A 25,037-nucleotide genomic window follows, 5' to 3' on the forward strand; every position below is an offset into this window, starting at 1 on the left:
CGTATCAAGCCTGTAAAAGGTGTAAACGATGTCCCCGGTCTAATGTGTAAAGGATGTACCGGTCTCTACAGTGAGGGGGTGCTTTTAAGCTCTCAGCTGCTCACCGGCAGAATCGGGCTACCCAACCGCTCCAGCAACGTCGCCTGCGCACTGCGCGGGTTCTGGTTGCCGGTCGGCGTGTTGCGGATGTAGCGACCGTCCGATTGCAGGCTCCAGCTGTGGGTGTTGTCGGTCAGGTACAGCTCCAGCTCTTTCTTGACCCGGGTCAGCAGCTTCTTGCCTTCCACCGGGAAGCAGGTCTCGACGCGCTTGTCGAGGTTGCGCTCCATCCAGTCGGCGCTGGACAGGAACATCTGTTCCTCGCCACCGTTGAGGAAGTAGAACACTCGGGTGTGCTCAAGGAAGCGGCCGATGATCGAGCGCACGTGAATGTTGTGCGAAACCCCGGCGATGCCCGGACGCAGGCAGCACATGCCGCGCACCACCAGATCGATGCGCACGCCGGACTGGCTGGCCTTGTACAGCGCGCGAATGATCTTCGGATCGGTCAGCGAGTTGAACTTGGCGATGATGTGCGCCGGTTTACCGTCGAGCGCGAATTGCGTCTCGCGGGTGATCATGTCGAGCATGCCCTTCTTCAGAGTGAACGGCGCATGCAGCAGCTTCTTCATGCGCAGCGTCTTGCCCATGCCGATCAACTGGCTGAACAGTTTGCCGACGTCTTCGCACAAGGCATCGTCGGAGGTCAGCAGGCTGTAGTCGGTGTACAGGCGGGCGTTGCCGGCGTGGTAGTTACCGGTGCCGAGGTGCGCGTAACGCACGATCTCACCGGCCTCGCGGCGCAGGATCAGCATCATCTTGGCGTGAGTCTTGAAGCCGACCACGCCGTAGATCACCACCGCGCCCGCCGCTTGCAGACGGCTGGCCAGTTGCAGGTTGGACTCTTCGTCGAAGCGCGCACGCAGCTCGATGACCGCCGTCACTTCCTTGCCGTTACGCGCGGCGTCCACCAGCGCATCGACGATTTCCGAGTTGGCGCCGGAGCGGTACAGGGTCTGGCGCACGGCGAGGACGTGTGGGTCCTTGGCGGCCTGGCGCAACAGGTCGACCACCGGGGTGAACGACTCGAACGGGTGCAGCAACAGGATGTCCTGCTTGCTGATCACGCTGAAAATGTTTTCGCTGTTCTGCAGCAGTTTCGGGATCTGCGGCGTGAACGGCGTGTATTGCAGCTCCGGATGGCTGTCCAGGCCGGTGATGCTGAACAGACGCGTCAGGTTCACCGGACCGTTGACCTGATACAGCTCGGTCTCGCTCAGGTTGAATTGCTTGAGCAGGTAGTCCGACAGGTGTTTCGGGCAAGTGTCGGCGACTTCCAGGCGCACGGCGTCACCGTATCGACGCGAAAACAGCTCGCCACGCAGTGCGCGGGCCAGGTCTTCGACGTCTTCGGAATCGAGCGCCAGGTCGGCGTTTCGGGTCAGGCGGAACTGGTAGCAGCCTTTTACCTTCATGCCCTGGAACAGGTCATCGGCGTGGGCGTGGATCATCGACGACAGGAACACATAGTTGTCGCCAGGGCCGCCGACTTCTTCCGGCACCTTGATGATTCGCGGCAACAGGCGCGGTGCCGGGATGATCGCCAGACCGGAATCGCGACCGAAGGCGTCGATACCTTCGAGCTCGACGATGAAGTTCAGGCTCTTGTTCACCAGCAACGGGAACGGGTGCGTCGGGTCGAGGCCGATCGGAGTGATGATCGGCGCGATCTCGTCGCGGAAATAGCGGCGGACCCAGGTTTTGATCTTGGTCGTCCAGTGGCGACGACGGATGAAACGCACCTGATGCTTTTCCAGCTCCGGGAGCAGGATGTCGTTGAGGATCGCGTACTGGCGATCTACGTGACCGTGCACCAGCTCGCTGATCCGGGCCAGGGCCTGGTGCGGTTGCAGGCCGTCGGCGCCGGCCTGTTCACGGGCGAAGGTGATTTGTTTCTTGAGGCCGGCGACGCGGATTTCGAAGAATTCGTCGAGGTTGCTGGAGAAGATCAGCAGGAACTTCAGCCGCTCCAGCAACGGGTAGGACTCGTCCAGCGCCTGTTCCAGCACGCGGATGTTGAACTGCAGTTGCGACAATTCACGGTGGATGTACAGGCTGCTGTCATCCAGGCCGGGAATCGCGATCGCCGGAACCGCCGCGGCAGGCTCGGTTGCCGGCGCGGGTGGCGCAGGCTCCAGTTCCGGCGGGGTTTCGGTAATCTGCTCGACCACGGGTTGAGCTTCTTTTACGGCAACTTCAGTGAGTCCTTCGGTATTCATCGAATGTTCCTGGGAGGGCTATTTCTGCTCTCGTAACAATTGAGCGGCACGGACAGCAAAGTAAGTCAGGATGCCATCAGCGCCGGCACGTTTAAAGGCGGTCAGGGATTCGAGGATCACGCCTTCGCTCAACCAGCCATTCTGGATCGCCGCCATATGCATGGCGTATTCGCCGCTGACCTGATAGACGAAGGTCGGCACTTTGAAGGCATCTTTTACCCGGAACAAAATGTCCAGGTACGGCATGCCGGGTTTGACCATGACCATGTCCGCGCCTTCAGACAAGTCCGCGCCCACTTCGTGCAGGGCTTCATCGCTGTTGGCCGGGTCCATCTGATAGGAGGCCTTGTTCGCCTTGCCCAGGTTCGCGGCCGAACCCACCGCATCGCGGAACGGGCCGTAATAGGCACTGGCGTACTTGGCCGAGTAGGCCATGATCCGCACGTTGACGTGGCCAGCCAGTTCCAGCGCCTCGCGGATGGCCTGGATGCGGCCGTCCATCATGTCCGACGGGGCAACCACCTGGGCGCCCGCAGCAGCATGGGACAAGGCTTGCTTGACCAGTGCATCGACGGTGATGTCGTTCTGCACATAGCCTTCTTCATCGAGAATGCCGTCCTGACCGTGAGTGGTGAACGGGTCGAGGGCGACGTCAGTGATAACGCCCAGTTCCGGGAACCGGTCACGCAGGGCGCGAGTAGCGCGCTGCGCGATACCTTCGGGATTCCAGGCTTCGGCGGCATCGAGGGATTTGAGTTCAGGCGGGGTGACCGGGAACAGCGCCAGCGCCGGAATCCCCAGCTCGACCCATGTGGCGGCTTCTTCAAGCAGCAGGTCGATGGTCAGGCGCTCGACACCCGGCATCGAGGCCACGGCTTCGCGGCGGTTTTCACCGTCGAGGACGAACACCGGCAGGATCAGGTCATCGACCGTCAGCACATTCTCACGCACCAGCCGCCGGGAAAAATCATCACGGCGATTGCGACGCAGGCGGGTGGCAGGGAACAGACGGTTGGCTGGGGTAAAGCTCACGGCAGACTCCTGAGCCCGCGCAAACGGGCGAGCGTGACAGTTATAGATGGCCATTATGACGGTCGTATGACAGTTATGTGCACCCCTGCGACAGGTAGTCGCTTTCCATTGTCCGTGTAGGAAATGTTCACGTCGAGACACATTTCGACACTTTCCTGAATGTGTCCGAAGGGTTAGGCTGCGCGTTCATTTCGCCAGCACCCAGACAATGCTCCAACAATTTCTGCATGACTTCGGCTACTTTGCCCTGTTTCTCGGGACGTTCTTCGAAGGCGAAACCATCCTGGTGCTCGCGGGCTTCCTCGCGTTCCGTGAATACATGGACATCAAACTGGTGGTGGTCGTGGCGTTCTTCGGCAGCTATGCCGGCGATCAGCTGTGGTACTTCCTGGGCCGCAAGCACGGGCGCAAGCTGCTGGCGCGCAAACCGCGCTGGCAGATGATGGGCGACCGCGCGCTGGAACACATCCGCAAGCACCCGGACATCTGGGTCCTGAGCTTTCGCTTCGTGTACGGACTGCGCACGGTGATGCCGGTGGCAATCGGCCTCTCGGGCTATCCGCCGGGACGTTATCTGCTGCTCAACGGTATCGGCGCCGCGATCTGGGCCACCGCCCTGGCCGCCGCTGCTTACCACTTCGGTGCCGTGCTCGAAGGCATGCTCGGCAGCATCAAGAAGTATGAGTTGTGGGTGCTGGGCGCTCTGCTGGTGCTCGGCCTGGGCCTATGGCTGCGCCGCCGGTTCAAGAATGCCCGGCTGGCGAAAAAGGTTTACGAGCAAGAACAGGCCGAGCTGCTGGCCAAGGCCGAACGGCACAAAGCCGAAATGGCCAAGGCTGCCGACCCTAAGACGCCAGCCGAGTAAGTCGCTGGCGACAGCAATACAGCCCGATGCCGCTGAGCAGGCTGTAACTGAGCAGGCCGACCCATATCCCCGGGCTGGCCGGCCAGAGTCCGACCAGCGGCGCCAGCCACACCAGCGGCAGGTTCGAAGCCAGCCGCAACACTTCCAGCTTGCCCGCCCACGGGCGATTCTCCAGGGCTACGCCCAACACGAACAAACCGAACGCCACCGCGCCCCAGCCGAGCAGCAATGCTCCGGTGGGCAGACTGTGTTCCAGATTCATCAGATAACTGCCCAGCGCCACATAGACGCCAAACTGCAACCCCACGTACCACTGCTGACGACTGTCCAGCGGCACCTCGAATTTGCGGAACTGACTCAGGTCCGGCTTGTTCATCGGGTACTTCGCCGCGACGTCCGCCGGACGCCAGCCGGTGCGCATGAACCAGATCCTGATCTTGTCCCACACGCGTTCCGCCCGGCGCGCGTCATCCCATAGCTGCGCGTAAAACTGCAGGTTGGCCCACAACGGATTCCAGCTCGCCAGCGGCGTGGTCACGCCGAAAATCACCGGCTCGTTGTCGTCCTCCTCCTGGAAGGAGCCGAACAGACGGTCCCAAATAATGAACACCCCGCCGTAGTTGCGATCCATGTAGAGAGCGTTCTGTGCATGGTGGGCCCGATGATTGGACGGCGTGACGAAGCACCACTCGAACCAGCCGAGCTTGGGAATGTGCCGGGTATGGACCCAGAACTGATACAGCAGATTCAGCGCCGCAACGCTGACGAACACCAGCAGCGGCACCCCGAGCACGGCCATCGGCAGGTAGAAGATCCAGCTCAGCAGGAACCCGGTGCTGGTCTGGCGCAAGGCCGTGGAAAGGTTGTAGTCCTCGCTCTGGTGATGCACCGAATGCGCCGCCCAGAGGATGTTCCGTTCATGGCCCATGCGATGCAGCCAGTAATAGCAGAAGTCATAGAAGACAAAGGCAAACACCCAGACCCAGACGCTGTCCGCAGGCAACCTGACCAGCGCCAGATGCTCCAGGGCAAACGCATAGGTCACCAGGCCCACGCCCTTGGTCAACAGGCCGGTGGTGGTCGACAACACCCCGGTGCTGATGCTGTTCACCGCATCGGCCAGGCGATAGTTGCTCACCCCGCGCCAGCGGTCGGCGATGAGCTCCGCCGCAATCAACACGAAGAAAAACGGTACCGCATACAGGATGAAGTTCATGACGCGCCCTGGTCGGAATCTGTAGCTCAGATCCTAGGTGTAGCCGCGGCTTGATCCTATGGCAACGAACGACAAATTAGAGGACATTTAGCGCCATGAATCTGGAGAGAAACCCATGAGCAAAAAAGTTGCAGTGATCCTGTCCGGTTGCGGCGTTTACGACGGCGCCGAGATCTACGAAAGCGTCATCACCCTGTTGCGCCTCGACCAGCGCGGCGCCCAGGTGCAGTGTTTCGCCCCGAACATCGCTCAATTGCATGTGATCAATCACCTGACCGGCGAAGAAATGCCCGAGTCGCGCAACGTGCTGGTGGAATCGGCTCGCATCGCCCGGGGCAACGTCAAGGATCTGCGTGAGGCCGATGTCGAGGACTTCGATGCGCTGATCGTGCCAGGCGGTTTCGGTGCGGCGAAGAACCTGTCGAACTTCGCCATCGAAGGCGCCGGCTGCACCGTGCAGCCGCAAGTACTGGCGCTGGCCGAAGCCTTTGCCGAAGCGGGCAAACCGGTGGGCCTGATCTGCATTTCGCCGGCGCTGGCCGCGAAGATCTACGGCCCGGGCGTGACCTGCACCATCGGCAACGACGCCGACACGGCCGCCGCCATGAACAAGATGGGCGCCAACCACGAAGACTGCGCGGTGACCGACATTATTGAAGACAAGGCGCGCAAACTGGTGACCACTCCGGCTTACATGCTGGCGCAGTCGATCAGCGAGGCGGCTTCGGGGATCAACAAGCTGGTGGATCGGGTGCTAGAACTGACCCACGAAAACGACGCCTGAACCCGACTTCATGTGGGAGCGAGCCTGCTCGCGATCGGTATTACAGGCAACCGTTATGTTGAATGTACTGACCTCATCGCGAGCAGGCTCGCTCCCACAAGGTCAGGATTGGCGCGCCAGCCGTGTCAGGATCCGGTCCAGCGCATTGGCGAACGCCTGCTTCTCGCGGTCGCCAAACGGTGCCGGGCCGCCGCTGACCTGGCCCTGTTCACGCAGGTCGGTGAACAGGTTGCGTGTCGCCAGCCGTTCACCCATGTTCTGCACGTCGAACTCCTTGCCTCGCGGGTCCAGCGCCGCAACGCCCTTCTTCACCAGCCGGTCGGCCAGCGGAATGTCGCTGCAGATCACCAGTTCACCCGGCACCGCATGCTCCACCAGATAATCATCCGCCGCATCCGGGCCGCTCGGCACCACGATCAGCTTGACGAGCGCCAGCGCCGGCTTGCTCTGCGGCTGCCCCGCCACCAGCACCACTTCGAAGCGGCGTTTGAGGGCGAACTTCACCACCAGCTCCTTGGCCATCTTCGGGCAGGCGTCGGCATCGATCCATACGCGCATCATCTCAAGCCGCCATGCGGCGCTTTTCAGCCACCCAACTGCGGCCATACAGCACGATGATCGCCGCGATCGCCACGGCCTGCGCCGTCAGCGAATAGGCGTCGGCATGAATCCCCAGCCAGTCGAAATCGAAGAACGCCACCGGCCGGGTGCCAAAGATCCCGGCTTCCTGCAGCGCCTTCACGCCGTGACCGGCGAACACCACCGACAACGCGCAGAGCAGCGCGGCGTTGATGCTGAAGAACAGCGCCAGCGGCAGTTTCGCCGAACCGCGCAGGATCACCCACGCCAGACCGAACAGCAGCACCAGCGCCGTCGCACCGCCCGCCAACACCGCGTTGTGCCCGGCAGGACCGGCCTGCAGCCACAGGGTTTCGTAGAACAGGATCACTTCGAACAGCTCGCGGTACACCGAGAAGAACGCCAGGATCGCGAAACCGAAACGCCCGCCTCCGCCAACCAGACTCTGCTTGATGTAGTCCTGCCAGGCTGCCGCGTGGCGACGGTCGTGCATCCACACCCCGAGCCACAACACCATGACGCTGGCGAACAGCGCCGTGGCGCCTTCGAGCAGTTCACGCTGGGAGCCGCTGACATCGATCACATACGCCGCCAGCGCCCAGGTGCCGAGGCCGGCCAGCAGCGCGAGCCCCCAGCCGACGTTGACGCTGCGCACCGCCGATTGCTGGCCGGTGTTGCGCAGGAACGCGAGGATCGCCGCCAGCACCAGAATCGCTTCCAGACCTTCGCGCAGCAGAATCAGCAGACCGGAAATGTAGCTCAGCGACCAGCTCAATCCATCGCTGCCCAACAGGCCGGCAGACTCCTTGAGTTTGGCCTTGGCCGCATCGAGACGCTGTTCGGCCTGCTCCACCGGCAAGCCGTCCTGCAGCGATTGCCGATAGGCCATCAGGGATTTTTCGGTGTCCTTGCGCACGTTGGCGTCGACGTTGTCCAGCGAGCTTTCCACCAGTTCGAAGCCTTCCAGATACGCCGCCACCGACAGGTCGTAAGCCTGATCGTGTTCACCGGCACGGTACGCCGCCAGGCTCTTGTCCAGGGTCGCGGCGGTGTAGTCGAGCAACTGCGCCGGGCCGCGCTTGACCTGCGGCGGCTGCGCCCGTTGCGCACGGAAGATCGCGGCGGCTTCAGCGCCCTCGGCAGCCTGCACCTCGGCCGGGGTCTGGCGGGCCAGATCGGCAATGTTGTAGGTCTTGTCGGCTTTGGCCGTGGCCGGATCGGCGCTGAACTGCGCGATATAGGTCGCCAGATCCCAGCGCTGACGGTCGTCCAGTTGATCGGCAAAGGCTGGCATGTCAGTGCCTTCGACGCCCTGGCCGAGGGTGCTGTAGATCGCATACAGGCTCAGGTGATCCATCCGCGCAGCATCGCGCAGATTGGCCGGCGCCGGCGTCATACCGAGACCTGCCGGGCCGTCGCCGGCACCCGCGTCGCCGTGGCACACCGAGCAGTTTTGCGCGTAGAGCGGCGCACCACGGGTCGGATCAGGCGTGATGATCGGGGCCTGGCTGACTTCATAAGCCACCGCCAGTTTCGCTCCCAGTTGTCGGGCCTGACGGGCCACGTCCGCACCGTCCTGTTTCGCCGTGATCGCGGCGTGCAAGGCGCTGACGCCCTGTTCCAGCGCCGCTTTCTCCGGTTTGGCCGGCAGGCCGGCGATCAGCCCTTGCAGCACCTGGGTGAATTCCAGTTGCTCGCGGTATTCGCCATCGTCGATGACCTTGCCTGCCGCTACCGTCGGCGGGTAATCGGCGCTGATGTAATCAAGCAGGTGCAACGCTTGCGGCGCGCCTTCCACGGTGTCGGCCAGCAGATTGAAGCTGCTCAGGGCGCACAGCGGGAACACCAGCCAGGCCAGAAATCGGGACGCGGCAGTCATGAATGAGTCTCAAGTGGAAATGCGAAGTTACATATTGTTCACTTCGAGCGCGATTCCCTCAAGCTTTCTCTCCAATCCCCGGCACATGGCCACTGCCCACCCCTATAATCCTTCACCTTTCGCCTCTCTGCTCCAGGAAGAGCTGCACTCCATGCGCCAACGCCTGCTACTCCCGGTATTAATCAGCACGATCCTGCAACTGAGCGGCTGCGCGGCTTACCGCAATTACGACCTGGAAATGCAGCAAACCAACGACCGGCTGATGCTCGGCGACTATCAGGGTGCCCTGGATGTGCTGGAGTGGCACAACCCGTGGGAAGACAAGGACCTGCTCTACTACTTCGAGAAGGGTTCGATTCTCAGCTTCGCCAACGCCCGCCCGCAGAGCCAGAAAGCCTGGCGCAGCGCAGACCGGATGGTGTTCCAGCGCGAAGAAGCCGTGCCTTCCGCCCCCATGAAGCTGCTCAACCGGTTTGCCTATGAAATGGGCACCCTGCTGGTCAACGACAAGCTCAGCCGCTACGAAGGCTATGACTACGAAAAAGTCATGCTGACCACACAGATGGCCCTCAACCAATTGGGCGAAAGCGATTTCGACGGCGCCCGGGCAGACATCAAGAAGACCCACGAACGTGAAGCACTGATCGCCCGCCAGCGGGAGCGCCAGTATGAAGAACTCGAGGAACAGGCCAAAGCTCAAGGCATCGTCGTGCAATACAAGGATTTGCAGGGCTATCCCGTCACCACCCTGGACTCGCCAGCGGTTATCGAACTGAAGAACGGCTACCAGAGTGCTTTCAGCCATTACCTGGCCGGGTTCACCTACGAAGCGCTGGGTGAACGGGATCTGGCCGCACCGGGTTATCGCCAGGCAATCGAGTTGCGCCCGAACACGCCCTTCCTCGAACAGGCGCTGCGCAATCTCGACCAGCCACCGGCCAAGGATGATGAAAGCGATGTTCTGATCGTCGTCCAGAGCGGTCTGGCGCCGGCCCGCAGCTCGGTAACAGTGCCGATCCCGGTGCGGCTCAATGAAAATCTGGTCATTACCGCGCCGATCTCGTTTCCCATCCTGGTGCCGGACACCGTCACACCAGCGTTCGACCACATCCTGGTGGATGGCCGCAAACGCCCGCTGACCGTGATCAACAGCGTCACCGACATGGCGTTTCGTACGCTGCGCGATGACATGCCGGCGATCATTTCCCGGGCAATGTTCCGCGCCAACATGGCCGCCATCTCGCAGGCTCAGGAAAACGAACGCAATCCGGCCAAGGCCTCGCTGGTCGTCACCGAGCACGACCCCTTTGAGGAGGCCGACACCCGAACGTGGCGCACGCTCCCCGACAAGACATTGGTGGCGCGCATACGGCTGAAGAAAGGCGATCACCAATTCAATGCGCCCAATGCACCCGGAGCGTCATCGGTCACCCTGCGCATCGATCGCGATCACCAATTGGTCAACCTGCGAGTTCTGAGAGATGTCGCCAACGTAATCGGCAATGCCAGACTGCCGGATAAGTAATGGCACCCAACCAACCAGTGCAATTAAAAAGCTATTACATAGCCAGCATCGCCCGCTTATAATGCCGCGCCCGCGCTATCGCGTTGCGGCATTAAAGCTCCTCTTTTTATGAGGAATTGGCAGGAGGCCAGTGCCACTGCCGATCGGTCCCAGCAGCCCGACCCGCACCCGAGGCTGTCGCTACTCATGGAAGAAGTAACCCCATGGCATTCCGCGCTCCCACTTTGATTGCGCTCAGCGCTGTCACCCTGCTGTCCGGCTGTTCGGCGTTTCGCAACTACGATTCCGAACTGGCCCAGACCAACCAGCAACTGGCCACCGGCAACGTCGACGCCGCCCTGACCCTGCTGGAAAAGAACAACACCGGCCCGGACAAAGACCTGCTCTATTACTTCGAGAAAGGTGAACTGCTGCGCGCCAAGGGCGATCTGTCCGGCAGCCAGAATGCCTGGACCAGCGCCGACCAGGTGGTGGGCAAGTGGGAAGACTCGGTCAAACTCGACACCGACAAGTACCTGGCCCAGTTCGGCAGTTTCCTGGTCAACGACAAGGTGCGCCGCTACGAAGGCTACGACTACGAAAAAGTCATGCTGACTACGCAGATGGCCCTGAACCTGCTGGCGGTCAACGACTTCGACGGCGCCCGCACCGCGATCAAGAAGACTCACGAACGTGAAGCGGTGATCGCCGACCTGCGCGACAAGGAATACCTCAAGAGCGAAGAGGAAGCCGAGAAGGAAGGCATCAAAACCGAATACAAGGATTTGCAGGGCTACCCGGTGGCCAGCCTCGACGCCCCGGAAGTGGTCGGCCTGAAAAACAGCTACCAGAGTGCGTTCAGCCATTACCTGGCCGGTTTCGTCTATGAAGCCCTGGGCGAAAAAGACCTCGCTGCGCCGGGCTATCGCAAGGCTGCCGAACTGCGCCCGAATACGCCGCTGCTGGAGCAGGCGTTGGTCAACCTCGACAAACCGGTCAAAAGCGATGACAGCGACATTCTGATCGTGGTGCAAAGCGGTCTGGCGCCGGCCCGCGATTCGATCCGCGTGCCGTTGCCGCTGCCAATCTCCAACAACGTAGTGATTACTCCGCTGTCGTTCCCGATCATCAAGCCCGACACCTCCACCGCAACGTTCGCGCAGATCGGTGTCGATGGCCAGCAGGTCGACCTGACCGCTCTGAACAGCACCACCGCCATGTCCCGCCGCGCCCTGCGCGATGACATGCCGGGGATCATCCTGCGCACCACCGTGCGCGCGATCACCAAAGGTGTGGCGCAGAAGAAGATCAACGAAACCAACCCGCTGGCGGGCCTGGCGGTGGGTATTTCTTCAGCTGTGCTCGAAGGTGCCGATACCCGTACGTGGCGCACCCTGCCGGACATGACTCAGGTTGTACGTCTGCGCTTGAAGAAAGGTGAGCACCAAGTCACTCTGCCGAGCGCCGTCGGTGGCTCTCAGGTCAAGGTCACCGTCGATCAGCGTTATCAGGTGATCACCCTGCGCGCCGTCGGCAATCAGGTGTTCGCCGCAGGCCTCGCCGCCCACGTGACCCCGAGCGCTGGCGCCACCGCCGTGGCCAGCCTCAAACAACCTTAAGAACGGAGTCTTTGCATGCGCTTCAAACTCATCGCCGTCGCCGCCCTCGCCCTGCTGGCGAGCGGCTGCGCCACCCCGCCACCACCGGAGCCGGGCAGTGCCGCGAGCAAGGTCGTGGCCATGGGCCCGCAGAAACACATCGTGGTCGGCGCGATGCGCGTGGCCCGCGAAAACGGCTTCATGACCGTCAACGTGCAGTTGAGCAACACCCTCAACAGCAACAAGACGTTCTACTACCGCTTCGCCTGGCTCGGGCCTGAAGGTTTCCCGATCGCCGAAGAAGAAGTCTGGAAGAGCCAGATGATGTACGGCGCCCAGACCAGCTTCATCCAGGGCATCGCCCCGACGCCCAAAGCCGTGGACTTCCGTCTGGAACTCAAGACGCCTTAAGCCCGACACCCTATTCCCGATTCAGAGAGCACTCCCATGTTTGCACGCTTTTCCTTCATCGCCGTCCTCGCCCTGCTGGCCAGCGGTTGCGCCAACACTTCGCCGACCCTGGGCAGCAAGAACATCAGCTACGGCGACACCAAGGCCGTTGAAACCGTGACCAACGAGTTCGGTTCGACCGACCTGCAGATGATCGCCGAGTCGATGACCCGTTCCCTGGCCCAGTCCGGCATTCTGCAGGGTCGCCCTGTGGTGCAGGTCTACGACGTGAAGAACAAGACCAGCGAATACATCGACACCCGCGAAATCACCACCAGCATCAAGACCCAGCTGATGAAGTCCGGCACCGCCCGTTTCGCCAGCGACAACACCGCGATGCAGAGCCAGGTCGACCAGCTCAAGCTGCAAAACCAGAGCGGCCTGTACAAGAAAAGCACCGTGGCCAAGACCGGCAACATGATCGCCGCCAAATACCGTCTTGAAGGTTCGATCAGCTCGATCGTCAAGCGCAGCAGCGACTACAAGGACGTCTTCTACAAATTCAGCCTGCAACTGATCGACGTTGAAAGCGGTCTGGCCGAGTGGATGGACGAGAAAGAGATCCGCAAAACCACGGAGCGTTAATCGATGCGCACATGGATTGGCATGATGGCCCTGGCTTGCGCGTTCAGCGTGCAGGCGGCCCCGAAAGTCGCGGTGACGGATCTGGCGTATCAGGAACGTGTGGAGCAATACATCCACATCGTTTCGGCCCAGAACAATTACCGCGAGGGCTACTACAGTTCCAGCGGTTCTTCGAGCTACAACGAGCTCGAAGCCACCACCAGCTACATCGAACAGACCGAGCTGCGCAAGTTCACCGGCGACATCAAGGGTGAAATCCTGCGCACCGGCATGTTCCAGCTGGTGCAGGGCACGCCGTACACGGCGTCGTCCAAGGGTGACGTCTACGACGTGATCAAGCGGATCAAGGCCGGCAACTTCAAGGGTGCCGACTACGTGCTGTTCGGCACGGTGTCGGACATCGACTTTACCCAGGACGTAAACGAGCTGGCGAACACCGACAGCTATTCCGCCGTGCTGGGCCTGACGCTGGTGGCCGATTTCAGCCTGATCAACACCAAGACCTTCGAAATCACCTCGGCCTTCACGGCGATGGGCGAAGCGCAGGACACCAAACTGGTGAACCACCGCGACATCAAGATCTCGCTCAACCGCCCGCGGGTGGTGCGTGATGTTTCGAAGGCGCTGGGCGAAGACGTGGCCGGACAGCTGAGCACGCAGCTCGGCGGTGGCGGCTACGAGCAGCCGCGCGAACCGCAGCAGCGCAACAATCTGCCGCGTGATACGGCGCCAGTGATTCTTCACTGACCGACTGCCGGAAACGAAAAAGGCGACCTTCTCAGGTCGCCTTTTTTTGTGGCTGCACGCTTTATGCGGCCGCTTTGCGCAATGTCGCCATGAACGCCGCAGCGCCAATGAACAGCCCGGCAAACGTGCGGTTCATGCGTCGCTGCTGGGTCGGTGTGCGCAACAGGCGCAACACCTTCGACGCCAGACCGGTGTAGCCGGCCATGACGATCAGGTCGACCGCGATCATGGTCACGCCGATCACCACGTACTGGATCAGCAGCGGCGCATGCGGATTGATGAACTGCGGCAGCACCGCGAGCATGAACACCAGCGCCTTGGGGTTGCTGATGTTCACCAGAAAACCACGAAACACCAGCGCCAGCGGCTTGCCGATCGGCCGAACCGCCGCGTCATCACTCATGTCCATCGGCAGTGCGCGCCATTGTTTGATCGCGAGATAGACCAGGTAGGCGACACCGAACCATTTGATCGCATGGAACGCCGTGGCGGAAGCGGTGAGGATCGCGCCGACACCGGCGCCGACGATGGCAATCTGCACAGCCAGGCCGATCTGCAGGCCCAGGGCGTTCCAGTAACCGCGCCAGAAACCGTATTGCAGACCGCTGGACATCGACGCGATGGCGCCGGCACCCGGAGAAAGACTGATCACCCAGCAGGCGGCAAAAAACGCCAGCCATGTTTGAAGCTCCATCGCACACCTCGACTCGGACTCGTGACAATCCTCAAAGCTAATGCGGAATTGGCTGGATGACTACCGATTTTTTGCAGGATGTTGCGGCCGCCGACCAATGTGGCCGGCGCCCAATCACTTTTCGAAACCGCTGGAAGGGAACACATCGGTGCCGCGCCAGCGGCGCACCGAACGCTGGAAGAACAGGCTGTTGGGCACCTGCACCATGGCGCTGCCGGTGCCGAGTTCTTCGGCTTCGATCAGCGTGGTGTAGAGCAGATTGATCGCCACCACCCGGCCTTTGACACCGGGTTTGTCGGTGGTATCGACCAACTCGACCACATCGCCGAGACGGAACGGGCCGACGGTGAAGATCAGAATCGCGCAGAGCAGGTTCGACAGCACGCTCCACATGGCGAAGAACGCCACCGCCGCCACCGCGACGAAGCCCGACAGCGCGGTCCAGAGCACCGTGGCCGACACCCCGAGACGCTCCAGCACAAAGATCAGCGCACTGCCCATGATCAGCCAGCGCAGACCGCCGCGCAGCGGCATCAGCAACTGCGGCGGGAACGGATACTTCTCCCCCAGGCGAGTCAGGAATCGGGCGACGACGCGCTGGGCGAAGTAACCGGCCAGCAGGATCAGCAGAATCTGCACACCGAGCCAGATCGGCTCGGCCCACATCGCCGGCAATGGAAGTTTGAAAGCTTCCATCAAGACAGCGCCTCCAGCTCCGCCTGCATGCTTTCCAGCGTTTCCAGCGCTTGCATCCATGCTTCTTCAAGCTCGCCTTCGCGGACTTTCAACTTGGCCTGTTCGGCCAGCAGGTCACGCAGTTCGTTCTTGCGCGCCGGCTCGTAGAGGTCGCTGTCGCCAAGGCTGGCATCGACCTTCGCCAGTTTCTCGTGCAGCTTGCCGAGCTCGGCTTCGAGCTTGTCGGCTTCGCGCTTGTGCGGCGCCAGTTGCTGACGCAACGCAGCGGCGGCCTGGCGCTGGGCCTTCTTGTCGGTCTTGTCCGGGTTGACCGGTGTGTTGCTGACCGGGGCGTTGCGCTGACGGTACTCGACCAGCCAACGGGCGTAGTCCTCAAGGTCGCCATCGAACTCTTCGACCTTGCCGTCCGCGACCAGGAAGAAGTTATCGGTGGTGCTCTTGAGCAGATGCCGATCGTGGGAAACCACCAACACCGCGCCGCTGAATTCCTGCAACGCCATGGTCAGCGCCAGGCGCATTTCCAGGTCGAGGTGGTTGGTCGGTTCGTCGAGCAGCAGCAGGTTCGGCCGTTCCCATGCGATCAGCGCCAAAGCCAGACGAGCCTTTTCGCCACCGGAGAAATTCAGCACCGGTTCGTCGATCCGTGCGCCGCGGAAGTCGAAACCACCAAGGAAATCGCGCAGGGTCTGCTCGCGCTCGGTCGGCGCCAGACGCTGCAAGTGCAGCAACGGGCTGGCCTTGGAATCCAGCGAGTCGAGTTGATGCTGAGCGAAGTAACCGACCACGGTGTTCTCGCCGCGAGTCAGGCGCCCGGCCAGTGGTTCGAGTTCGCCGGCAAGGTTCTTGATCAGGGTCGACTTGCCCGCGCCGTTGGGGCCGAGCAAGCCGATCCGCGCGCCGGGGGTCAGTTGCAGCTTGACCTTCTCCAGCACGGTTTTCTCGCCGTAACCCAGGCGCGCATCGGACAGGTCGATCAGCGGGCTGGAGATCTTGGTCGACTCGCGGAACACGAAGTCGAACGGCGAATCGACGTGGGCCGCCGACAGCTCTTCCATGCGCTCCAGCGCCTTGATCCGGCTCTGGGCCTGACGGGCCTTGGTGGCTTGGGCCTTGAACCGGGCGATGTAGCTTTCCATGTGCGCACGCTGCGCCTGCTGCTTCTCGTAGGCCTGTTGCTGCTGGGCCAGACGCTCGGCACGGGCGCGTTCGAACGCGGTGTAGCCGCCACGGTAGAGCGTCAGCTTGCGCTGATCGACGTGAGCCACGTGATCGACGACTTCATCGAGGAAATCGCGGTCGTGGGAAATCAGCAGCAAGGTGCCGGGGTAACTTTTCAGCCACTCTTCGAGCCAGATGATGGCGTCGAGGTCCAAGTGGTTGGTCGGCTCGTCGAGCAGCAACAGGTCCGATGGGCACATCAAAGCCTGCGCAAGGTTCAGACGCATCCGCCAGCCACCGGAGAAATCTCCTACCTGACGATCCATCTGCTCGTTGGTGAAACCGAGGCCGGCGAGCAGCTTGCGCGCCCGCGCATCGGCGGTGTAGCCGTCGGCGCTGTCGAGTTCGGCGTGCAGGCGGGCCAGCGCGGTGCCGTCGTGGGCCTCTTCGGCTGCCGCGAGCTCGCGCTGCACTTCGCGCAGGCGCAGGTCACCGTCGAGTACATAGTCGACCGCCAGGCGCTCGAGCGTGTCGACCTCCTGGCGCATGTGGGCGATACGCCAGTCGGCCGGCAGCAGGCAGTCGCCCGAGTCCGGGTGCAGCTCACCGCGGAGCAAGGCGAACAGGCTGGATTTGCCGGCGCCGTTGGCACCGATGAGGCCGGCTTTGTGGCCGGCGTGCAGGGTCAGCTCGGCGTCTTCTAGCAGACGTTGCGGGCCACGCTGTAAAGTCAGGTTCTGAAGTCGGATCATAATGGCGGCGGAGTCTACCAGCTTCCCCCGCAACTGGCGCGAGTAGCACGATGTCCTCTGACCTGTGGAGCTTTGCCCTTGCCGTCTACGCCCGTCCCGGCGTGGAGGATGCCTGCCTGCGCCTGCAATCGGCGGGGGCCAACGTGTGCCTGATGCTGTGCGGTTTATGGCTGGAACAACGCGATGCGACCTGTGACGAGGCACGCGCCCGGCAGCTTCTGGAAATGACAGAGCCCTGGGATCGGGAAGTGGTCCAGCCGTTACGCGCATTGCGCATGCAGTGGAAAACCCTGGCCGACACCGATCCGGTGCTCAAGGGGATGCGCGAGCAGATCAAGGGACTGGAACTGGAAGCGGAACGTGCGCTGCTGTCGCGACTGGAAGGCGCCGCGCAAGGCTGGAAGCGTCATTCAAAGGAATCGAGTGACTGGCTGCAAGTGCTGGCCGGCCCTGCGGCCAACCTGAACCGCGACGCGCTGCAAGTGCTGCGCGTCGCGGCGACCGGCGCTTAGGAAGCGCTGGACGGGTTGCTGGCGACGCTCGACACCGGCGCCGACGATGGCGTGGTTGCGGTGGTCGAGGTAGTGGCGGCGGGTGCAGGTGCAGCGGTCGCAGCCGGAGTTGCCGGTGCGGCAGGTTTGGCAGCAGGAGCAGCGGTCGGTTTTGCTGCAGCGGGTTTCGCGGCAGCCGGCTTGGCAGCGGCAGGTTTTTTCACTGCTGGTTTTGCAGCGGGTTTCGCGGCTGGCTTGGCGGCCGGTTTAGCAGCGGTCGCTGGCTTGGCGGCGGTCGTTGCAGGCTTGGCGGCGACAGCCGGTTTGGCCGCTGGTTTTGCAGCGGGTTTTGCAGCGGGTTTGGCCGCAGCTTTTACCGCAGGCTTGGCCGCTGGTTTCGCTGCCGCTTTGGCCGCAGGTTTGGCAGCAACCGGTTTGGCAGCGGTTTTCGCCGCAGGCTTGGCAGCAGCTGTTTTGGCAGCTGGTTTAGCGGCGGCTTTAACGGCTGCTTTGGCAGCTGGCTTGGCAGCAGGTTTCGCAGCGGCAGTTCTCGCTGGAGCCGCTTTCGCAGCAGCAGTTCTCGCCGCAGGTTTGGCGGCTGGTTTTGCAGCAGCTGACTTCGCGGCAGCTGGTTTGGCTGCTGTGGTTTTGGCCGCAGGTTTGGCAGCGCTGGCGGCTGCGGGTTTCTTCGCGGCTGGTTTTGCAGTGGCTTTCACTGGCGCTTTTGCAGGGGCTTTTGCAGGAGCCTTGGCCGGTGCTTTTGCAGCAGGTTTGGCGGCTGCTTTTTTCGCAGGTGCCGCTGCAGGTTTAGCCGAACGCAGGGACAGCGCCTTGCCGACGGCTTCTTGAACACGACCGACACCCTGGGCCAGTTTCAGGCTTTCCTGGGCATCGCGCTTGAGTTGCAGAATGTAGCTGCGGGTGTCGGACTGACGTTCCTTCAGCGCATCGAGCAGGTCTTCGAGTTCCTTCACGGCAGCCTTGGCCTTGGTCTGCGCCTTGGCTTTACCGGCTGCTGCTGCGTCCTGCAGTTTGGTGCGGGATTTGTGCAGCTTTTCTTGCGCCTTGCCGCGTTGCTTTTCCAGTTTGGCGAGCAGTTTTTCAGCATCAGCCAAGGCTTGGGAGCAAGCGTTTTCCAGATGCTCGAGCAGGCTGCCCGAGAGTTGTTGGAGTAAATGCAACGGAGTGTTTACAGGCTTCTTGGTGGCCGACATGGTTTACCTCCTGGCTGACGTGAGTGCGGCTCATACTAGACCTCTGCTGCTACCGCCGCTAGGGCATGTTGACAGTATCGAAAGCACTCGGTTGCAGGCTTGCAAAAAACTTCTGCGCATTGGCAAAAGCAGTTCACCGTTGCAGACGTTCGCGCTGGCATAATCCACCGCAATTCAGGATGGAGAGTGCCCATGTCGCGCTACTTTTTTTTATCCCTCTGCATGATTTTTTCCGTGGCTCAGGCCGACGAAAAAACGACGGCGAATGACGCCCACGATCTGGCTTACAGCCTCGGCGCCAGCCTCGGCGAACGACTGCGTCAGGAAGTGCCGCAGCTGCAGATCCAGGCGTTGATCGAAGGCCTGCAACAAGCCTATCAAGGCAAGCCGCTGGCACTGAGCGAGGCTCGCATCGAGCAGATCCTCGCCGATCACGAATCGCAGACGGCCGAGCAGGCGGCGATGCCTTCGACTGAAGCCGCGATGGAAAACGAGCGACGCTTTCTCACCGCCGAAAAAGCCAAACCGGGTGTGAAGGAGCTGGCCGACGGCATCCTGCTGACCGAACTTGCCCCGGGGAATGGCACGAAGGCCGGCCCGGATGGAAAAGTGCAGGTGCTGTACATCGGCCGACTGCCGGATGGCACCGTGTTCGATCAGAACAGCCAGCCGCAGTGGTTCAATCTCGACAGCGTGATCGCCGGCTGGCGCACCGCGCTGCAGAACATGCCGGTCGGCGCGAAGTGGCGTCTGGTGATTCCATCGGATCAGGCTTATGGCGCCGACGGTGCCGGCGACTTGATCGCGCCGTTCACACCGCTGGTGTTCGAAGTGGAATTACGCGGCGCGACCAGTTGATCGCCCAATAAAAAACGGTGCGCCTGGGGCGCACCGTTTTTGTGTCTTGCGAGGTTCGGTTCAGGCCTGAACCGAATCCTCTTCCTTGTGTGCGGTATGCAGCACTTCGATCAGGCAGTCTTCCAGTTCGAAGCGCTCGTGAAGCAGGCCGCCCAGCTCCTTGAATTTCTCCGCAACGCATTTGCCTTCATCGCAAAGGTCGTTGAACGCGAGCAGCTTTTCAGTGATGACATCGATCCGCGGATAGATCGTCTCGGCCAGTTCCAGGCCGCGCTTGTCGTTGAAGGCCTTGGCCTCGCCCGTCAGCTGTTCGTAGATCTCGAAGTGCCCGGCCGAGACGTAATCGACCAGCACACCGCAGAATTCCTGCAAAGGCTTTCGATCCTCGGACAGCGCCTGAGGTTTGGCGCCCAGCTTGTCATAGGCAGCGATCAATTCCTCACGCTCCTGCAGCCAGCGGTCGATCAGCAGATGAACTCCACCCCAACGTTCCTGAGCATTCTGACAACTTTCGAGCATGGTGATCTCTCTTCCCTTGTGGGTCATGCTGCCCTACACCCGCGCCCCTTCTTGTGGCTATTGCTTTGAGAGGCGGCCAGGCAGAGCGTCATCGAGCAACACAATTCCAATGACACGTGCGGGCCAGATTATGCCCGCACGCCTATGGCTTCAAGGTACGCAGGAGAGAAAGTTCATACAAGTGTTTAATCCCTGACCAGCGCCGGGTGCGACGGTTGGCCGCTAAGTGGTCGCTGTAAAGCCATCCAGACCTGTCGCAGCAACTGGTAAGCGGCAAGGATCGACATCCCCACGAAGAACAGCAGGCTCCACTCCGGAATGCTCAAATCGAACAGTGTCCAGGACAACTCCGTGCAATCGGCAGTGTCGTTGAACATACGCATCAGTGCGCATAACCACGGCAGGCTGCTGAACATTTCCTCCGGCCCTGGCCCGCAATGCGCCAGCCTTTGCAGGGAATCACTTTGCAACAGCACCTGTCGCCAGGCCGCCGTCATCCCGCCAAGACTGGTCAGCAACGCCATCATCCAGTACAGCGACAGACCGACACGCTGCGGCCCATGGACCGCCGCCACACCACAAAAAATGGTGAGCACACACATGAACAGACGCTGGACCAGACACAGGCTGCAGGGCACCAGACCGACCGCGTATTCGAGGTAATAAGAAGCTCCCAGGGCCAGAATCCCCGCAGTGAAAGCCATAAAGAACAGGGAGCGTGAGCAGGCCAACGACATGGCTTATCCGTAACAATAAAGACAGGCAGTTACGGTAGAGGAAAGCGCCTCGGGCTTTCAAGGCAGGTCACTGGCGACACTTCATCAGAAGTGTAGGGAAATCCCGACAGGCACCGAAGGATTCGATGTAGCCCACTGTAGGATTTTGCTCGGGAGGGGATTTACCGGTAACAATTCAGTCACCGGGAAAGAAATGGAGGAGCAACGCTCCCCCTTTCTGATCATGCTCGAGCGGCTACCGGCAATGGTGCAGCCAGCAGGCGCTCATCCAGCATACCGAGCCCTTCCTGGAACAGCAGATTGCTGCGTTCGGTGTCACCGAGCCGGGCCAGCAGCCGCGCCAACTCGGCGCACGCTTCCGGATTGCGCTGCACTCGCAGACTGCTTTCCAGGTAGTCCCGCGCCTTGCCCCACAGACTGGCTTGCAGGCACAAGCGCCCCAGCGTCAGCAGCAGGCTGGCATCGCCCGGATGATCCTTGAGCCAGCCCTCGGCCGTCTGCAACTGACGCGCTGGATCACTGCCGCGCACCAGACCGTAAAGGCGGGCCAGATGACTGTCGTACTTGCGCTTGAGCGCCGTGCGCAGCACTTCTTCCGCTTCGACCTGAGCGCCCAGCTGACGCAGCTGCTCGGCGTAGGCCAGCACCAGCGCCGGCTCCTGGCGCTGGGCAGAAGTCAGTTGCTGCCAGGCGCGGTTGAGCGACTGTAAACCGACGGCGCCGTCCTCTTCACGCTGGGCCGCGAGGGACAGGTTTTCCCCCCAGGCGCGACGTTCGAGTTCGGTCAGTTCGGACGGTGGCAGGACTTTGTCCTTGCGCAGCTCCGGCAACAGCCTAATCACGGACGACCAGTCACCGCGCTGCTGATGCAGGCGCTGCAACTGGCGCAGGGTCTGGACATTGTGCGGATGGCGTTCATGCATCGCCTGCAAGGTGACCAGCGCCCCATCGGTATCGCCACGATCGGTCTGCAACTGCGCATGGCTGAGGGCGATCGCCAGCTCGGCCTGCGGCTGACGCTCAAGGGCACGCTCCAGCAGGCGATCGCTTTCCTCGTAATGACCTTGTTCGTTGGCGGCGCGGGCGGCGCCCAGGTAATACAGCAACGGTTGACGCTCGGCTTCGGCGGCCCGGTAAAGATGACGCTGGGCGCTGGCCCAGCGGCCTTCGGCCAGGTCGAGCTGACCATGCTCGATCGCCACCTGCACACGGCGGCTGCGGTTACGACGCGACCACGGATTGACCACTCCGCCGGAAGTCAGTACCAGCTCGACCAGCGCCTTGATGCCCCAGACCAGCAGCCACAGCACCGCCACCACCGCCAGGGTCGCCCACAGGCTCGATTCATAACGAAAGCTTTTGTAGGCGACCAGCACGTAACCGGAATGCTCGGCAATCGCCAGGCCCAGCGCCGCCGTCGCCGCGATCACCAGAAACACGATCACATACAGGCGCTTCATGGTGTCGCCTCCTGCGCGGTGCTGGCAGCCGGTTTGGCGAAGGGTTTCACCGAGTCTTCGGCGTTGACGTTGCGGCGCTCCAGATAGGCCTGCACCGCACTTAAGGTTCCAGCGAGATCCGGCGTGTTGACGGTAACCGGTTGCTTGCTCAATTCCGCGACCTGCTCGAGCATGATTTTGCTCTGCGGGTTGTCCGGATTGAAGTTGCCCGTGAGGACGTCACGCGCTTCGGCCAGCGCCTGGGTGTACACCGGCGCCTGACCGTTGAGCGCAGCCCATTGCGCCTGTTCGAGCGTAAGGCTCAGGGCCAGACGCACCTGGCTCAGGCTCTGGCCGGCAAGCAGCGGCCGGACGTTTTTGTCGGCGTTGAAATCGATGCGGATGTAGCGCGATATCTGATCCCACCACTGCGCCCAGCGACTGGCGCCGTCGCCATCGGAGGTCAGGCCCAGCAGCGAATCGCCGCGATCCTTGTATTCCGGCGCCAGCTCGGTGAGGCCGACGACCTGATCGCGCAAGGCGCCCAGGCGCAGGAACAGCCCGGTGCGATCCGGCTGCTCGGTACTGCGCAGCGCCACCAGGGTTTTCGCCACTTGCTCGCGGGCGGCGAACGAACCGGGATCATTCTGCTCGCGCAGGATTTCATCGGCACCCTGGACCAGCGCCTGAGCGCTGCTGATGTCTTGCAGGGCGGAAAGACGCAGGCTGGCCAGACGCAGCAAGTGCTCGGCCTCGGCCAGCCGCCAGTCCTTGCGGCTGGCGCCGAGGACCGTTTCCAGACGCTGGTTGAGGCGTTGCTGATCGCCCTGTAGTTGCGACACCAGACGCTGGCGTTCGGCAAGTTCATCGGCACCGGGCAATTGCCCGAGGCGCTCGGTCAGTCGTTGCTCGTTGAGCTTCAGGGTCTGTGCCTGATCGTTCAACGCCTGAACCTGATTCAACTGATTCTGAGTGCTGGTCTGCAGGTGTCGCACCTGCCACACACCCCAGCCACCCACCGCAACACCGGCAGCGCCGAGCAGCAGCGCGAGAATGGCCAATCCGTTGCCTCGGCGCGGTTCCGCGGCCGGTGGCGGTGCATCAACCGGTGCATCGATCACAGGTTGAACGTCATCTTTAGGCAAGGCTGTTTCGCTCACGTATCCATCCTTTGCATTAGAGAACGGGCACGGGATGCTCCCGTAACGCCGTCAGCAAGGCCGCGGCACTGGCGCCGCGACAATCCACAACTGTTCGGGCCCCGGCGGCACTGGCCTGCTCGGCAACCCTTGGGCTTGGAACAAACAACGGCAGCCGCGCAAGTGCAGGCCAGCTGTCGCCGGCCAGTTGGCGCAGGTGCTCGAAACCCTGTCCACTGCTGACCACCAGCCCGTTCAGGCGTTCCGCTGCAATCCTGCGGGGCAGCTCCTGCGGCGGATAGTCCGGCAGGTCGCGACGGTACACCTCCAAGTATTCGACACTAGCACCAAGCGCGCGCAGGCGCTCGGCCAGCAGCTCGCGTCCGCCCTCCCCACGCAGGATCAATACCTGCGAACCGGGCACGGCCACCGCCTCAAGCAGACGCGGCAATTGCAGCAAGGCCTCGCTGTCGTCACCCGCGTCCGGGAAGCTCACATCCAGCCCCCGATCCCGAAGGATAGCGGCGGTCGCTGCACCCACACTGAACCACGGCATCGTAGGAGTCGCCAGGCCCAAAGAGTCGAGCAGATCCACCGCGATCCGCGCCGCTGGCTTGCTGACCACGATCACTGCGCTGTAACGCGGCAGTTGCGTGATCGTGCGACGCATTGTGTCAGAGACCGGCAGTGGGGCGATTTCCAAAAGCGGCAGACAGCTGCTGAAAAACCCTTGTTCGGCCAGCACGGCGGCGAGCGCCGAGCAGTCCTCCGCCGGGCGTGTCAGCAGCAGGCGCCAGGCGGTCACTCGTGTCCTGCCTCGCCGTAGACTGCCTTGAGAATATCGTCGGCGCCCTGGCTCAGCAGGTCTTCGGCCACCTGCACACCCAGGGTCTCGGCTGACGCACGCGGCGCACGGGCTTGCGCGCTGAGCAGCTTGCCGCCACTCGGCTCGCCCACCAGACCGCGCAGCCACAACTGATCGCCCTCGAGCACGGCGTAGCAGGCGATCGGCACCTGGCAGCCGCCATTCAGATGTTTGTTGAGGGCACGCTCGGCGGTGACACGGTCAGCGGTGTCGGCGTGATGCAGGGGCGCGAGCAAGGCATGGATTTCGGTGTCGGCGCTGCGGCATTCGATACCGACGGCGCCCTGGCCACCGGCCGGCAGGCTGTCATCGACGCTGATGGCCGAGGTGATGCGATCTTCGAAACCGAGGCGGATCAGGCCCGCTGCCGCGAGGATGATCGCGTCGTACTCGCCGGCGTCGAGCTTGGCCAGACGGGTGTTGACGTTGCCACGCAGGAAACGGATCTCGAGATCCGGACGGCGCGTCAGCAACTGCGCCTGACGCCGCAGGCTGGAAGTGCCGACGATGCTGCCGGCGGGCAATGCATCGAGGCTGGAATAAGTGTTGGAGACAAACGCGTCACGGGGATCTTCGCGCTCGCAGATGCAGAACAGACCGAGGCCTTCGGGGAAATCCATCGGCACGTCTTTCATCGAATGCACGGCGATGTCGGCTTCGTTTTCCAGCAGCGCGGTTTCCAGTTCCTTGACGAACAGGCCCTTGCCACCGATTTTCGACAGGGGCGAATCGAGCAGCTTGTCGCCGCGACTGACCATGGGCACCAGCGTCACCAGCAGGCCCGGGTGGGATGCTTCAAGACGGGCTTTGACGTATTCGGCCTGCCAGAGGGCCAGAGCACTTTTGCGGGTGGCGATGCGGATTTCGCGAGAGGACATGGATCAATCCGTACTGAATAGATACGGCGGATAATAACAG

General features: G+C 62.1%; 24 protein-coding genes. 9 read left to right on the top strand and 15 right to left on the bottom strand.

The window, feature by feature from the left end:
- Positions 1-92: 92 nt before the first annotated feature.
- Both ppk1 and hemB read right to left on the bottom strand, forming a co-directional pair.
- On the bottom strand, positions 93-2,318 hold the full coding sequence (ppk1, locus tag ACKUG4_RS11405; protein ID WP_064600299.1) for a polyphosphate kinase 1: 2,226 nt from the start codon (positions 2,316-2,318) through the stop codon (positions 93-95).
- Positions 2,319-2,336: 18 nt separating this feature from the next.
- Positions 2,337-3,350, bottom strand: a complete 1,014-nt coding sequence (gene hemB / locus ACKUG4_RS11410) for a porphobilinogen synthase (RefSeq protein ID WP_064600301.1) — start codon at positions 3,348-3,350, stop codon at positions 2,337-2,339.
- A gap of 208 nt (positions 3,351-3,558) precedes the next feature.
- Between hemB and ACKUG4_RS11415 the strand changes: the two genes are divergently transcribed.
- Positions 3,559-4,215, top strand: coding sequence for a DedA family protein (locus ACKUG4_RS11415; RefSeq protein WP_064600303.1), 657 nt, complete (start codon positions 3,559-3,561; stop codon positions 4,213-4,215).
- Here ACKUG4_RS11415 and ACKUG4_RS11420 read toward each other — a convergent pair.
- Positions 4,196-5,431: a sterol desaturase family protein gene (locus ACKUG4_RS11420; RefSeq protein WP_445434037.1), complete on the bottom strand. Its 1,236-nt coding sequence runs from the start codon at positions 5,429-5,431 to the stop codon at positions 4,196-4,198. The two genes, ACKUG4_RS11415 and ACKUG4_RS11420, sit on opposite strands and share 20 nt — an antisense overlap.
- Positions 5,432-5,546: 115 nt before the next feature.
- Between ACKUG4_RS11420 and elbB the strand changes: the two genes are divergently transcribed.
- A complete protein-coding gene (gene elbB / locus ACKUG4_RS11425) occupies positions 5,547-6,215 on the top strand; it encodes an isoprenoid biosynthesis glyoxalase ElbB (protein WP_085612043.1) in 669 nt (222 codons plus the stop codon).
- A gap of 102 nt (positions 6,216-6,317) precedes the next feature.
- On the opposite strand, the gene ACKUG4_RS11430 is transcribed toward elbB, so the two are convergent.
- Positions 6,318-6,773: a YaiI/YqxD family protein gene (locus ACKUG4_RS11430; protein ID WP_445434157.1), complete on the bottom strand. Its 456-nt coding sequence runs from the start codon at positions 6,771-6,773 to the stop codon at positions 6,318-6,320.
- Between the two features lie 4 nt (positions 6,774-6,777).
- Positions 6,778-8,673, bottom strand: a complete 1,896-nt coding sequence (locus ACKUG4_RS11435; protein WP_221398314.1) for an FTR1 family protein — start codon at positions 8,671-8,673, stop codon at positions 6,778-6,780.
- A 151-nt stretch (positions 8,674-8,824) separates the two neighbouring features.
- On the opposite strand from ACKUG4_RS11435, the gene ACKUG4_RS11440 reads away from it, so the two are divergent.
- From ACKUG4_RS11440 to ACKUG4_RS11460, 5 genes are all read left to right on the top strand, one after another.
- The gene (locus tag ACKUG4_RS11440; protein WP_445434038.1) at positions 8,825-10,198 is read left to right on the top strand and encodes a COG3014 family protein; all 1,374 of its coding nucleotides are present in this window, start codon (positions 8,825-8,827) and stop codon (positions 10,196-10,198) included.
- Positions 10,199-10,401: 203 nt separating this feature from the next.
- Positions 10,402-11,796, top strand: coding sequence for a COG3014 family protein (locus tag ACKUG4_RS11445; RefSeq protein WP_064600313.1), 1,395 nt, complete (start codon positions 10,402-10,404; stop codon positions 11,794-11,796).
- Between the two features lie 15 nt (positions 11,797-11,811).
- Complete coding sequence (locus ACKUG4_RS11450) at positions 11,812-12,186, top strand: YcfL family putative periplasmic lipoprotein (protein WP_011336502.1); 375 nt, start codon at positions 11,812-11,814, stop codon at positions 12,184-12,186.
- A 36-nt stretch (positions 12,187-12,222) separates the two neighbouring features.
- A complete protein-coding gene (gene lpoB / locus ACKUG4_RS11455; RefSeq protein WP_007951848.1) occupies positions 12,223-12,810 on the top strand; it encodes a penicillin-binding protein activator LpoB in 588 nt (195 codons plus the stop codon).
- Positions 12,811-12,813: 3 nt separating this feature from the next.
- Positions 12,814-13,557 (top strand): penicillin-binding protein activator LpoB, encoded by a 744-nt coding sequence (locus tag ACKUG4_RS11460; RefSeq protein WP_445434039.1) that lies wholly within the window; start codon positions 12,814-12,816, stop codon positions 13,555-13,557.
- A gap of 61 nt (positions 13,558-13,618) precedes the next feature.
- Here ACKUG4_RS11460 and ACKUG4_RS11465 read toward each other — a convergent pair whose 3' ends face one another.
- The 3 genes from ACKUG4_RS11465 to ACKUG4_RS11475 all read right to left on the bottom strand — a co-directional run bounded on the left by ACKUG4_RS11465 (position 13,619) and on the right by ACKUG4_RS11475 (position 16,857).
- The gene (locus ACKUG4_RS11465) at positions 13,619-14,251 is read right to left on the bottom strand and encodes a LysE family transporter (protein ID WP_064600316.1); all 633 of its coding nucleotides are present in this window, start codon (positions 14,249-14,251) and stop codon (positions 13,619-13,621) included.
- 114 nt (positions 14,252-14,365) lie between these two features.
- Entirely contained in the window at positions 14,366-14,947 is a 582-nt protein-coding gene (locus tag ACKUG4_RS11470) for a mechanosensitive ion channel family protein (protein ID WP_039765304.1), read from the bottom strand.
- Positions 14,947-16,857 (bottom strand): ATP-binding cassette domain-containing protein, encoded by a 1,911-nt coding sequence (locus ACKUG4_RS11475; RefSeq protein ID WP_085612048.1) that lies wholly within the window; start codon positions 16,855-16,857, stop codon positions 14,947-14,949. Before ACKUG4_RS11475 ends, ACKUG4_RS11470 begins: the two co-directional genes overlap by 1 nt.
- A 50-nt stretch (positions 16,858-16,907) precedes the next feature.
- On the opposite strand from ACKUG4_RS11475, the gene ACKUG4_RS11480 reads away from it, so the two are divergent.
- A complete protein-coding gene (locus ACKUG4_RS11480; RefSeq protein WP_445434040.1) occupies positions 16,908-17,369 on the top strand; it encodes a TIGR02444 family protein in 462 nt (153 codons plus the stop codon).
- Here the strand turns inward: ACKUG4_RS11480 and ACKUG4_RS11485 are convergent.
- The gene (locus tag ACKUG4_RS11485) at positions 17,366-18,562 is read right to left on the bottom strand and encodes an AlgP family protein (protein ID WP_445434041.1); all 1,197 of its coding nucleotides are present in this window, start codon (positions 18,560-18,562) and stop codon (positions 17,366-17,368) included. The genes ACKUG4_RS11480 and ACKUG4_RS11485 overlap by 4 nt on opposite strands.
- Positions 18,563-18,754: 192 nt before the next feature.
- Between ACKUG4_RS11485 and ACKUG4_RS11490 the strand changes: the two genes are divergently transcribed.
- Entirely contained in the window at positions 18,755-19,420 is a 666-nt protein-coding gene (locus ACKUG4_RS11490) for an FKBP-type peptidyl-prolyl cis-trans isomerase (protein ID WP_039765295.1), read from the top strand.
- Positions 19,421-19,480: 60 nt separating this feature from the next.
- On the opposite strand, the gene ACKUG4_RS11495 is transcribed toward ACKUG4_RS11490, so the two are convergent.
- The 6 genes from ACKUG4_RS11495 to hemC all read right to left on the bottom strand — a co-directional run bounded on the left by ACKUG4_RS11495 (position 19,481) and on the right by hemC (position 24,997).
- Positions 19,481-19,939: an Rsd/AlgQ family anti-sigma factor gene (locus tag ACKUG4_RS11495; RefSeq protein WP_007951863.1), complete on the bottom strand. Its 459-nt coding sequence runs from the start codon at positions 19,937-19,939 to the stop codon at positions 19,481-19,483.
- 185 nt (positions 19,940-20,124) lie between these two features.
- Positions 20,125-20,676: a disulfide bond formation protein B gene (locus ACKUG4_RS11500; RefSeq protein ID WP_064600326.1), complete on the bottom strand. Its 552-nt coding sequence runs from the start codon at positions 20,674-20,676 to the stop codon at positions 20,125-20,127.
- Between the two features lie 221 nt (positions 20,677-20,897).
- Positions 20,898-22,136 carry a heme biosynthesis protein HemY gene (locus tag ACKUG4_RS11505; RefSeq protein ID WP_064600328.1) on the bottom strand — a complete coding sequence of 413 codons (1,239 nt, stop codon included), beginning with the start codon at positions 22,134-22,136 and terminating at the stop codon, positions 20,898-20,900.
- Positions 22,133-23,275 (bottom strand): uroporphyrinogen-III C-methyltransferase, encoded by a 1,143-nt coding sequence (locus ACKUG4_RS11510; protein WP_445434042.1) that lies wholly within the window; start codon positions 23,273-23,275, stop codon positions 22,133-22,135. Before ACKUG4_RS11510 ends, ACKUG4_RS11505 begins: the two co-directional genes overlap by 4 nt.
- A gap of 16 nt (positions 23,276-23,291) precedes the next feature.
- Entirely contained in the window at positions 23,292-24,059 is a 768-nt protein-coding gene (locus tag ACKUG4_RS11515; protein ID WP_064600332.1) for a uroporphyrinogen-III synthase, read from the bottom strand.
- Positions 24,056-24,997, bottom strand: coding sequence for a hydroxymethylbilane synthase (gene hemC / locus ACKUG4_RS11520; RefSeq protein WP_445434043.1), 942 nt, complete (start codon positions 24,995-24,997; stop codon positions 24,056-24,058). Before hemC ends, ACKUG4_RS11515 begins: the two co-directional genes overlap by 4 nt.
- Positions 24,998-25,037: the final 40 nt, after the last annotated feature.

The sequence above is a fragment of the Candidatus Pseudomonas auctus genome, from assembly GCF_048654275.1.
Classification (GTDB): Bacteria; Pseudomonadota; Gammaproteobacteria; order Pseudomonadales; family Pseudomonadaceae; genus Aquipseudomonas; species Aquipseudomonas pharyngis.